The sequence below is a fragment of the Curtobacterium sp. A7_M15 genome (assembly GCF_030705415.1).
GTDB lineage: Bacteria > Actinomycetota > Actinomycetes > Actinomycetales > Microbacteriaceae > Curtobacterium.
In genome coordinates this window covers 1-11,238 of sequence record NZ_JAUZED010000113.1, presented here as the reverse complement: position 1 = coordinate 11,238, position 11,238 = coordinate 1, and the positions used below count along the sequence as shown (strand labels likewise).

Annotated in this window: 12 protein-coding genes; all 12 read right to left on the bottom strand. The window is 69.0% G+C overall.

The genetic code is table 11. The features are described from left to right. Positions 1 to 168: 168 nt before the first annotated feature. On the bottom strand, positions 169 to 1,305 hold the full coding sequence (locus Q7F20_RS15685) for a hypothetical protein (RefSeq protein ID WP_305741002.1): 1,137 nt from the start codon (positions 1,303 to 1,305) through the stop codon (positions 169 to 171). Positions 1,306 to 1,339: 34 nt separating this feature from the next. Further along, positions 1,340 to 1,798, bottom strand: coding sequence for a DUF6121 family protein (locus Q7F20_RS15680; protein WP_070417675.1), 459 nt, complete (start codon positions 1,796 to 1,798; stop codon positions 1,340 to 1,342). Between the two features lie 23 nt (positions 1,799 to 1,821). Continuing rightward, positions 1,822 to 2,442, bottom strand: a complete 621-nt coding sequence (locus tag Q7F20_RS15675; RefSeq protein WP_305741001.1) for a hypothetical protein — start codon at positions 2,440 to 2,442, stop codon at positions 1,822 to 1,824. A 236-nt stretch (positions 2,443 to 2,678) separates the two neighbouring features. Then, complete coding sequence (pilO, locus tag Q7F20_RS15670) at positions 2,679 to 3,395, bottom strand: type 4a pilus biogenesis protein PilO (protein WP_305741000.1); 717 nt, start codon at positions 3,393 to 3,395, stop codon at positions 2,679 to 2,681. After that, positions 3,395 to 4,150: a hypothetical protein gene (locus Q7F20_RS15665; RefSeq protein ID WP_305740999.1), complete on the bottom strand. Its 756-nt coding sequence runs from the start codon at positions 4,148 to 4,150 to the stop codon at positions 3,395 to 3,397. The genes pilO and Q7F20_RS15665 overlap by 1 nt, the downstream gene beginning before the upstream one ends. Next, positions 4,147 to 5,199 carry a type IV pilus assembly protein PilM gene (pilM, locus tag Q7F20_RS15660; RefSeq protein ID WP_305740998.1) on the bottom strand — a complete coding sequence of 351 codons (1,053 nt, stop codon included), beginning with the start codon at positions 5,197 to 5,199 and terminating at the stop codon, positions 4,147 to 4,149. The genes Q7F20_RS15665 and pilM overlap by 4 nt, the downstream gene beginning before the upstream one ends. A gap of 44 nt (positions 5,200 to 5,243) precedes the next feature. Further along, positions 5,244 to 6,083: an A24 family peptidase gene (locus Q7F20_RS15655; protein ID WP_305740997.1), complete on the bottom strand. Its 840-nt coding sequence runs from the start codon at positions 6,081 to 6,083 to the stop codon at positions 5,244 to 5,246. After that, a complete protein-coding gene (locus tag Q7F20_RS15650; RefSeq protein ID WP_305740996.1) occupies positions 6,083 to 8,014 on the bottom strand; it encodes a hypothetical protein in 1,932 nt (643 codons plus the stop codon). The genes Q7F20_RS15655 and Q7F20_RS15650 overlap by 1 nt, the downstream gene beginning before the upstream one ends. Further along, complete coding sequence (locus Q7F20_RS15645; protein WP_305740995.1) at positions 8,011 to 8,718, bottom strand: type II secretion system protein J; 708 nt, start codon at positions 8,716 to 8,718, stop codon at positions 8,011 to 8,013. The genes Q7F20_RS15650 and Q7F20_RS15645 overlap by 4 nt, the downstream gene beginning before the upstream one ends. After that, a complete protein-coding gene (locus Q7F20_RS15640; RefSeq protein WP_305740994.1) occupies positions 8,715 to 10,157 on the bottom strand; it encodes a prepilin-type N-terminal cleavage/methylation domain-containing protein in 1,443 nt (480 codons plus the stop codon). The genes Q7F20_RS15645 and Q7F20_RS15640 overlap by 4 nt, the downstream gene beginning before the upstream one ends. Positions 10,158 to 10,236: 79 nt before the next feature. Further along, positions 10,237 to 10,743, bottom strand: a complete 507-nt coding sequence (locus tag Q7F20_RS15635) for a type II secretion system protein (RefSeq protein WP_305740993.1) — start codon at positions 10,741 to 10,743, stop codon at positions 10,237 to 10,239. A gap of 27 nt (positions 10,744 to 10,770) precedes the next feature. Continuing rightward, a partial coding sequence (locus Q7F20_RS15630; protein ID WP_305740992.1) for a type II secretion system protein occupies positions 10,771 to 11,238 on the bottom strand: 468 nt, incomplete at its 5' end.

The window sequence follows — 11,238 nt, the reverse complement described above, 5'->3', positions numbered from 1 at the left end:
GGTCGCTGGACGGACGTCGCGGGCCCGGGTCGCGCCTCCTGGACGGGGCTGGCCGGCGGGCACCGCGCCTCTCGGTCCGACGTGGCCGGCCGGCGCCGCGCCTCCCGGTCCGACGTTGCGGGCCGGCGCCGCGCTTCCCGGAGGCACCGACCGGCGGTTCCCGTGGTGTCAGGAACCCGTGTCCGACGAGCCGTTCCCCACCGCCGAGCGGAACGTCGCCCCCGCGTCCGTGAACGCCGTGACGTACCCGCTGGCGTTGACGTTCATCGGTCCGGCCGACGCCGTGCCCACCCCACCCGGGCCCGAGATGTCAGCCGTGAACGTCGCGCGGCCGAAGGACGTCGTCGTGACGAGCCACCCGTTCGACACCCACCCGCCGATCGACACGGTGGGACGGGTGTCCAGCGTCCACTTCTGGTTCGTGTACGTGTACGCGGCGTCCTGCCCGTACGCGTAGAAGCTGCACCCGGGCGGCGCAGCGTCCGTCGAGGCGATGCAGCCGTCCACCCACGCGTCCACCGCTGCCTGCGCCGACCGCTTGCCCGCGGGGGTGAGCTCCGTCGTCATCGAGACCAGGCTCGATGCGGTGCCCCCGAACCCGGTGACCGTCGCCGTCGCGCCCTCGGCCGAGTACCACTCGCCACCGTCCACCGCGACGTCGTACGTCCCGGGGAGTGCCGTGAGGGTCGCCGTGCCGTCCTTCGACGTGGCCACGGACTGCCCGGCTACTGACAGCTTGGTGCCCGCGGGGCCGCGCAGGCTCACGTCGACCGCGCCGAGGCTCGGCGGCTCGAGCTGCCACACCGGGAACACGCCCCAGTCGGTCCCCGCCTTGTCGAGCGTGAAGGTCGACGAGACGTCACGCCCCGCCTGCCGCAGGTACGCCGTGACCGTGGCGGTGTCGCCGTCTTCCCGCGTGGCGGCGATCCGGTAGCCGGTGACGCGGTCCTTCGCCTTCGCGTAGGCAGCCGTGGTGAGGAGCGGGTCGTGCTCGTCACGCTCGATGCCCGCCGTGTCGAGCGCGGCGTTAACCCGCCCCGCCGTGAGGTCGTCGAGGAACGCGCGCACCGGCCGGTCGGCGGCGTGGGTCGAGCTGCCGACCGAGTAGCCGACGACGCCCGCGACGAGGAGGAGCACGACGGCCGCGCCACCCGCGACGATGCCGATGAGCCGGCCGCGACCGAGTCGACGACGAGGCGGGGGTCGCAGTCCGGACGGTCCTGCCGGTGGCGCGTCCTTCGCTCCACGGATGGAGTCCACGGCCGGGACGGATCCCCATCCGTCGGCCTGGTGCTGGTCGGTCATCGGTCCCCCGTCGTCCTGTGGTCCTGCAGGAAGACTACCGGCGGGCACCGTCATCGCCGGGCTCCGGGCGCACCCCCGACGCTCGCGACTGGTGCCGTGCAGCGGCGATCCCTCCGACCACGCACAGGAGTGCCACCACCACCGAACCGACCACGAACGGGCCGAGCGCGTAACCGGCCGGGAACACCAGCAGCTCGGTGAGGTCGCTGCGCACCAGGCTGTAGCCGACCGCCCCGACGCCGAGCATCACGAGGTAGCAGGTCGCAGCGGCGACGAGGCCGGTGACGCCGGGGTTGCCCTCGCGGGAGCCGACAGCCGTCGCGAGGAAGACCACCACGGCACCGCCGAGCACCATGGCGGGGCCGAGGTACGGAGTGGCGTCGGGTTGGGAGATGACCTCGACGTCGGCGAGGAGTGCCTCGAACCCGGTCACGGCGATGACGAGCGCGATGAACAGGATCGACGTCATCGTCGCGATCAACCATCGGGACATGCGGCGATCGTACCGCTGGGGGCTCACACCGAGGTGGCGTCCGCGTGCTCCGGCTCGTCCGGGTGCGTCTGCTGGTCGGCGCGCTCCTCGGCCCGGTCTGCTCGGTCCTGCGCTCGGGCTGCTCGATCCTGCGCTTGGTCTGCTCGATCCTGCGCTGCAGCGACGAGGGCGAGGGCGATCGTCGCCGTGATCACCGGGGTGCTCTCGGTCATCGGCGCGGCGGCGGTCGGAGCGTCGGTTGCCTCGGCCGTGCCGGTCGCGTCTGCCGTGCGGGTGCCGTCGGCGGTCGGGGCCGCGTCGGTCGTCCGGGTCGCGTCGGCGGCCGTGTCCTGGAGGCGCGGCGCGGGTGTCGCGGGCAGCGGCGCCTCCGCCTCGTGGTCGCGCAGCGCCGGCCCGACGATCGGCAGGACCGCCGTGGTCGCCGGGGGTTCGGTGTGGAGGACCGGCGCCTCGGTCGGCGCACCTCGCTTCGCTGCCCGGCGGACCTTCGCCATCTTGACGAGCACGACGACGGCGACGATCGCCCAGATGCCGTTCACGATGGTCGACGGGACGGCGTGGTGCGCCGCGACGTTGATCGCCACGGCGAGCCCGCCGACGAGGTTGAACAGCTGGTAGACCGGGCCGCTCGGCAGCTTGCCCATCGAGAAGAGTAGGTAACCAGCAAGGACAGTTACCGCTCCGAACCAACCGAGGAACTCCACGATTCCAGCCAACACGCGCGACTCCGGGCACGACGAGGAACGGCCGTTTCGAGCGACCGTTCGAGATGAGGACGAGCAGCCGCGATCGCGGGCTCGTGAGCATCGTAGGCACAGCGGGAGGCTGTGCGGAAGAGGGTGCGGCGTGGCGCGGCGGACCCCAGTTGGCGGGGGGCGGATCAGCCGTTGGCGGGGGCGGAAGCGGCGGGGTTCGAGAGGACGAAGATGAGGCCCGAGAGGGTCCAGGTCGGGGTGGCGTCAGCACCGTCGCCGTTCCCGGACCCTCCTCCGGAGGCGATCGAGTTCACCAGGAAGAGGCGCGGGCCGTGCTGCAGCCCTGAGGTGAATGCGAGTGCCTGGTCGTAGGAGCCGGTGACCGCCACCGACATCTGGATCGTGGAGAAGTTCGCCGAGGTGATCTGCGGGTCGGTGACGGCTGCGGGAGCCTGGGGCGTTGCCGGCGACGGGGCGGCACTGGCGGTCCGTGACGGGCTCGACGAGGCGGCTGCCGTGGCCTCGGTGTCCGACGTTGCCGCCGTCGACATCGGGGGCGTGTACGCGATCGGGTCACCGGTAGCGATGTTCGACACCGTGACACCGGTCGTCTTCGCCACCTCGTTCAGCTCACGGATGAAGGCGGCGGTGTCCGCGGTGGACGGAACCGACGCGCGGAGGGCAGCGAGGTCGGACTTGAGCGTGGGGAGCTGCTGCTGCTCCTTCGCCAGCCGTGCGAGCTCGGCGCGGTTGACGTCGTTGGTCTTGTCGATCTGACTGCGCTGCGCGCGGTCAGCAGCGGCCTGGGCAAGCTGCGGGTGCACGCCCAGGAGCAGACCACCCGCGATGATCGCCACTGCCGCGACAGCGGCCAGCACCAGCATGAGCTTGTTGCGGTTCATCACTTCTCCTCGTCGGCGTAACGGCCGTCGTAGGCGTCCTGGTTCACGTGGATCGTCATGTTGACGGTGTACCCGCCTGTTCCGGCCGCGTCGTCCGCCAGGGTCACCGAGGACGCCGATGCGTCCACGTAGCCCCGCAGAGATCGCACCGAGTCCAACCAGTCCGGAACGGACGGGAGCGTGGGACTCGAGGCGACGACCGAGATGGTCGCGACGCGCTGCCCCTGCAACGGGCCGGTCGCCTGCGTGAAGTCGGCGATCGGCGATGACGAGTCGACCGTCACCGAGGTGATGGTCACAGTGCTCGGCAGCGACGCCTGTACCGAGTGCAGGTACGTGGACCAGTCGATCTCGGTGGACCCGCCGACCTTCTGCGCTGCATCCAGGAGCGCGGAATCGGACTCGACACCACGGACCTCCGCGTACTGGCCCTGTTGTCCGAGCAACGCTGTCGTCTCGGCCTCGGCCGAGCGGAGGTCTGCGCCTGCGTGCAGCGCCGTCGCGGTGGCCGCGCCGATGCCGACCGCGACGACCGCCGCCACGCCGACCACCCCCAGCCATGCCCGTCGGACCGCACGACGTTCGCGACGCTCTGCGTGCACCTCCTTCGGGAGGAGGTCCACTCCGGGGACGAGCCCGACGAGCGCGGACCGTGCGGTCGACGCCGCGACTCGGTCGAGACGCGGCTTCCTCCCGCGACCACGGTCCGCGACGGATGTGGCGCTGCCGGTGGTCGATTCGACGGTCGTGGTCATGCTGCCCTGCTCCCCGCCGCGAGCCCGAAGGCGACTGCGATGCTTGCTCCGTTGTCCGCCACACGTTGCGGGTCGACCGCACGGGCGTACTCTGCCGCTGCGAACACGTCCCCGTGCTCGACGGGCACACCGACCGTCGAGACGAGCGCCTCGCGGAGCCCGCCGAGGTAGGACGCTCCGCCGGCGAGGACGACACGGCTCACGGCCTGGCCCGGATGGGTGTTCACGAAGTAGTTGATGGTGTTGCGCACGCTGACGAGGAGCTCGCCGACGGCTTGTTGCGTGATCGAGATGGCACGGCTGTCGTCGACGGTGCGACCACCCCCTGCCATCCCGAGATGCCGTTTGACTGCCTCGGCCTGATCGAACGAGATCTCCAAGGTCGTGGACAGGCTCTTCGTGACGTCCTCACCGCCTGTCGAGATGATGCGCACGAACTGCGGGATGCCGTCCGTGACGATCACGACGCTTGTCGTCTGAGCACCGATGTCGACGACAGCCACCGTCCCCGGCACGCCGGCACGGCTCACGAGCTGGCGAGTCAGCGCGAAGGGGATGAGATCGACGCCGACCGGGTTGAGCCCTGCCAGCTGAGCCGCTTTGACGTTCTGCAGGACAGCGTCCTTGACCGCTGCGACGAGCAGGCCGTTCACGACGGGACCGTTCTCGCCGAGCCCCTCCGACACCGGGTAGAAGTCGAGGATGGCGTCACCGACCGGCACGGGCAGGAGGTCCTGCACCTGGAACGGCAACGACTCTCGGATCTGTTCGATGGGTCCACTCGGCACGGTGAGCTCGCGGGAGAGCACTCGCTGGTTGCCCATCCCCAGGACGACGTTGCGGGAGCGGAACTTGCCGACCGCCCAGAGCTGTCGGAGCGCACTGGCCACGGTGTTCGGCTCGATCACCTCTCCGCGGCTCACCGCACCGGGGGCGACGGGGTGCTCGGCCACCCGGACGATGACGGGCTTCGACGAGCCCGCGTCGGCGACTTCCACTGCTCGCAGTGAGGTCGCACTGATGTCGACGCCGACGAGACTCTTGGCCATTCCAGCTCTCCTTCTTGCGTGCGGGCGGGTCGTGTTCGGTGTGGTCACGCGAAACCGAGGAGACGGAGGTACGCGTCCCAGAGCGGGCCACCGGTCGCGACGCCGATCCACGCGCCGGCGAGCATCCACGGTCCGAACGGGATACCGCTCCCTCGCTGCGCCCTGCGGGTCGCCACCAGGGCGAAGGCGAACGTACCTCCGAGGACGAACGCCCCGAAAGCTCCCACTACGAGTGGTCCCCATCCGAGGTACGCGAGCACGAAGCCGAGGACGCCGGCGAGTTTCACGTCACCGAGCCCCATGCCCCCGGGCACCGCGACCGCGAGCACCAGGTAGGCGGCGCCGAGCAGGATGAGTCCGATCGCTGCTCGACCCAGGGCCGCCCAGTCACCAGCCGCGAGCGCGGCCACGCCGAGCAAGACGATCACGACGACGTAGGCGGGTAGGACGATCCGGTTCGGCAGCGTGTGCGTCTCGAGGTCGATCGCCGCGAGCGCCACGCTGATCGCCATCACGTAGAGCAGCGCGATCAGCACCAGCATCGCCGAACCGAACGGTGCCGCACTGATCGTCGGGAGACCCGGCGACGACACCATCCAGGTCACCAGGGCGAACAGCACGCCGGTGGCCAGCTCCACCGCCGGGTACCGTGCTGAGATGGGTGCACTGCAGTCGCGACACCGTCCGCGGAGGACCAGCCAGGACACGACCGGCACGTTGTCGCGGTTCCGGATCGCGTGACCGCACTCGGGGCAGGCACTCGCCGGAGCGACGACGGAGACCCGCGCGGGTACGCGATGGATGACGACGTTGAGGAACGAGCCGACGGCGAGACCGAGCACGCCCGCGAGGACACAGAGGACGGGGATGAGTGACGGTGCCATCACGAGCAGGCCGTTCCCGACGCAGCACGCACGCATGAACCGTCGCTCCGGAACGCCGGCGGCACCTCGACCACGGTCGTCGGCCCGTAACTGGTCGACACCGGCTGGAGGAACTTCGGCGGAGCGGTGCTGAGGAGCCGGTTGTCGTAGCCGTAGTTCTTCTTGACGCCGGTCACGTGCCCGTCCCCGTAGGAGACGCCGACGGCGCCGCGGTACTCCTGCGCGATCGAGCCGACGACGTTCAAGTTCCCCAGCTGCGCGCCGTACCCGTAGTTCTGGAGCTGGAACGTCCCCTGGTTGCTCGCCACGGCGGCGTTGATCGTGATGCTCGCGCCGGCCGATCGGGCGAGGAGCTGGCTCGATCCGTACGACGTGTCACAGATGTTCGTCGTCGTGGAGCTGCCCCAGCTCGTCCGGACCGTCTGGTACGTGGAGCAGGAGACCGGGTTCCACACCGTCACGGCGGTCTGGCCGACGAGCCCGAGGATGTCAGTCGTCGCGTTGACGTAGGTGATGTCGCCCGTGACGTACAGGTAGTTCGAGGCGCCGACGGTCATCGCGCCGCTGAAGCCCCCCTTGACGAAGGCGTCGCCGGAACGGCACCCGTAGAGGCCGGTGGCTCCGAGGTTGCCCGTGTACTCGTTCGCCCGGGGGTACCCGAGACCGTTGCCGTAGGACGAGGTCGCGACCCACTTCCTCTGCGAACTGCTGTACGCCTGGTTGCACATGGTGTTCGCGGTGATGGTGGTGGGTTGCTCAGTGCTCGCCCACGCGTTCGGGTCGTTGTTGGAGCTCGGCGTCGGGACATCCTGGACGTAGACGAGGTTGCTCGACAGGGTCTTGATCGTCGCCCCGGTCGCACTGCGCAGCTGGTCGAGGGCTCCGCACTGCGACGGCGTCGCCCCCGTCATCTTGCCGTCGCTGCCGATGGCGATCTGCGTCGCCTTCGTCCACGGTGAGACGACGGTCATGTACCCGTTGCCGTTGAAGGTGATGCTCGTCGGCCCGGTGTACAGGCAGCCCGGGCGCGGGACCGTCGAGTCCGTGAGGTCGTACCGCGTCTCCTGCGCCAGGTTCGTGTTCGTCGCGGGCAGATCGATCGTCGGGACGTGTGCCGGCTGCCGCAGGGACGATGAAGCCGCAGCGAACGTCGCGGTGTACCGGCAGCCGCTCGGCACGTTGTAGACCCCGTCAGCGGCACCGCTCTCGACACGCTTGGCGAACGTGGCACCGCAGACGGTGAACTCGTCGTTCGACCGGACGGGGCCGGTCAGGACGTCACCGTTCGCGAACTGCACCGGATCGCACGCAGTCGTCGAGCTGTAGGTGCGCTCCCACATGTGTTGCGGGACACAGAGACGGGTCGTGCTGCCGGACTGGGTCTCCCCGGTGATGCTCGGGTCCGACGACTCGAAGTCCGTGAAGTAGAGGTAGTTGATGAAGCCGTCACCCTTGAGGTCGGCGACGACCGATTTCGTCACCGATCCGGCCCGACCCGTCACACGGAGCTTGATGATCCCCTGGGCGGCGTAGGCCGTGTTGTCGACCTCGTAGGTGTAGTACTCGCCCGTGCTGCCGGGGACGGCGACCCAGCTCGCGGTCGCCAGACCGCCGGAGGTCGTCGGGAACGCCGCGTTGCCCTTCCGGCCAGCGAAGTTGGACGTCGACGTGAAGCCTGAGGTCGTCCCGTACTGGCCGTAGGAGTTGTCCGCCGTGAGACGCGACTGGTAGTCGGCGAGACCGGCGTAGGCGGCGGCGAGCGCGCTGCTCGCGTTCTGGTCGGTGGTTCCCTTCCGCGCCCCGGCTACCGAGACCGTCGCCATCGTCGCCACGAGGATCATGAGCAGCGCGCCCATGCCGATCACCGTCGCGAGGGCGATCCCCCGCTCGTCGTCGCGCGCTCGGAGCGCACGGATGATCCGTCGCATCATGGTGTGCTCGGTGCTCCTTGCCCGACGTTGAGGAGGTAGACCGTGGTCTGGTCGTGGGCATTGCCCGAGGCACCCGCGGACGTCGATCCGACCTCGAGGTTGACCACCACGGAGTTGATCGCTCCGAGGGACGCTGCGGGCACCACGCCCCCCGCCAGATCGATCGACCCGTTCGAGATCGTCTGGAAGGAGAAGAGCGGTCCGTCGGTCGTGGGAGTGGCGATCGGGCCGGTCAAACGGGTCGTCGTCGACGCAGCCCCGGACGGGAACGTGTAGTAACCGGTCGTCGCGTTGTAGCTCGACGGCGTCACCGTCTGCACCAGCCCCTTCGTCGTCGGGTCCTGGTAGAAGCGGACCTTGATCGGCTGTTCGTCCGTCGAGGTCAGGTTCACGTACGTGTAGAAGGTGATGTCCGTGCTCGAAGCGGACACGAACGCTGGGTCGGGGAGGACCCGGCCGGCCACGGGAAGCGTCGTCGCGACGTGGAGGTACCGGGTCATCGACGTCATGGCGGTCGATGCCTCGCGACCGTTCAGGTCGGCGGCCACGTTCACGGCGCTGCCCTTGATCGCTGCCGTCACGAACCCGCCGATCGCGACGAGGATCACCGTTGTCACGCTCATCGCCACCAAGAGCTCCATCAGGGAGATCCCGTGTTCGTCGCGGACCAGGGACCGCAGCCGGCGGCGCATCGCGGTGATCACGATGCCGCCGTCTGTCGCGGATCGAGGGTGACGGTGTTCGCCCAGGTGACGACCCCGACCAGCGATTGCTGGTTGACGGTGCCGCGCGTCACCGGGACGACGTTGGAGGCGTTGGCGGCCACGAGGTTCGTGGTCGTCGCGCCGGACGAGGATCCCGAGTACAGCGACCAGGTCCCGAACGGCAGGCCGATGGCCTGGGTGGATCCCGACACGGCCGGGAACGTCAGCGTCTGTCCGGTCTGACATCCCGGGTCCCCGGGTGCGCTGCTCGCGGTGACCGCGGTGATGTACTGGCCGCTCTTGAGCCCGTTGAGCGTGATGACGCCCAGGGGGAGTGTGACCGGCACGTTCCTGTCCCCCGGGGCGACGGACGACGGGACGACGTCCAGCCCGATCGCACCGTCGGACGCGGGCGTGGTCCACGTGGCTGGGTTGGGATCGACGCAGGTCGCGGACCCTCCACCGGTCGCGTTGACGTAGGAGCCTGCGTAGCCGCGGTACCCGTCCTTGAAGGGGAACGCTGTGACGACCGGCGTCGCGGACGTGTTCGCCGCGGTCACCGCCGGGGTCAGGGCACCGAGCTTGTTCCACAGCGTCTCGGTCAGGTTGGTGGGCAGCACGGCGGTCGGGGCGGTCTGCAGGGTCCGGTACTGCAGCTTGTACGTCGCCGCCGTGTCGTACGTGAAGGTGATCGACGAGTTCGCGCCGGCACCGACGATGACGTTGTCGTTCTTGCCGACGGACGTCTGGGTCTTCGCGTCGACGCCACCGGATCGGGTCACGGTGACGGAGTACGTGCCGGGGGTGACTCGGAGTGCGTAACTGCAGCCCTGCGCGTCCGTCAGCGCGGGTGTCGCGGTGAGCGCGCTCGCACCGGTGCCCGCCACGGGCGTCACCGCGACGGTGAGCCCTGCCGCCCCGTTCCCGCCGGCGTCCGTCGCCGCGACGATGATCGTGCCCTTGGTGTCGTCGTTGATGTTCGCGGTCGGCGCCAGGAGGGTGTCCATGGTCACCGAGCGCGCGTTGCTCTTCGTGTTCCAGCTGACCTTCTCGGAGATGCTCTTGTACGCGAGTGTCCCCGAACCGGTCCCGCACGCGCCGCTGCTCCCGTCGGAGTTCACCCAAGCGACGGTGCGGTCGATCGTGTACTTCTGGCCGCCGACCGTGGCCGACGTGCCGAGCTTCTGCTTGATGCCGAGGATCGCGTCGCCGTTCGCCTGCACCTGCGACCGCAGCTGGTCGATGTCCTGCGACGCGAGGTTGAGCGCCGCCTGTCGGTAGCGCGAGTCCTGCGTGAGCACGAGGGAGTTGGTGATCCCGTAGGCGACGCCGATGGAGATGAGCGCGAAGACCATCATCGCGATCATGACCTCGATGATCGTGAAGCCGGACTCGTCGGCCGCGCGGGCGCGGAGTCGTCGTGCGATGCGAGCGATCATGGGGTCACCTCCGATGCTGGTCGTCGTCGTACGCGGAAGGGGTGAGGGGCCTCGGCCGCCTCACCCCTCATGGCAGTTGTCAGCTGATGGTGCAGGGAGTGGCCGACGTGGACGAGGCAACGCCCTTTGCGTCGGTCGCGAAGAAGATCTTCCCCGTCGTGCTCGTACCGATGATGCAGAAGGCGCCCGTGGTGCCGCTCGGCCCGTACTGCAGCTTCTTGGTGTTCGCTCCGAGCGTCGCACCTGCATCGGCCCACGTTGTGGTGGTGGCCGTCGAAGCCGGTGAGGGGAAGGCGTCCGGAACGGTGCCGTCGAGGCCCGCGGTGGCAAGCTTCGTCGGCAGGGTGCTTCCGTTGCCGGCGGTCTGCAGCGACACGACGGCGGTCTTCAGGTTTGAAACGTCGTTCTGGACGGACGAGTCCTTCGCGTTGTTCTGCACGTTGAGGTACACCGGGATCGCGATCGCGGCGAGGATGCCGATGATGATCACGACCACCAGGAGCTCGATCAGGGTGAAGCCCTTCTCGTTCTCCTCGAGCAGGTTCTGGCGGCGAGCGTTCAGCTTGCCCATGAGGCGGAAGTACATTTCAGTCTCTCTCGTGGTGGTGTGTCATCAGCAGCTGGTGCTGTTGACACCCTTCGTGTCGCTCGCGAAGAAGTTCTTGGTGGTCGAGCTCGTGCCCTGGATGCAGAAGCCGCTGGTGCCGACGAGTGACCACTGCAGGCGGGTCGTGTTCGCACCGAAGGTGGCACCGGCGTCCGACCAGGTCGAGGCGCTGGAGCCGGCCGGAACGGTGGGCGTCGGGAACGTCGAGGTGGTGATGTTGAAGACCGAGGGCATGGTCCCGTTGGCGGCCGTCTGCAGCGACACGATGGCCGTCTTCAGGTTCGTCACGTCGTTCTGCACGGACGAGTCCTTCGCGTTGTTCTGCACGTTGAGGTACACCGGGATCGCGATCGCGGCGAGGATGCCGATGATGATCACGACCACCAGGAGCTCGATCAGGGTGAAGCCCTTCTCGTTCTCCTCGAGCAGGTTCTGGCGGCGAGCGTTCAGCTTGCCCATGAGGCGGAAGTACAT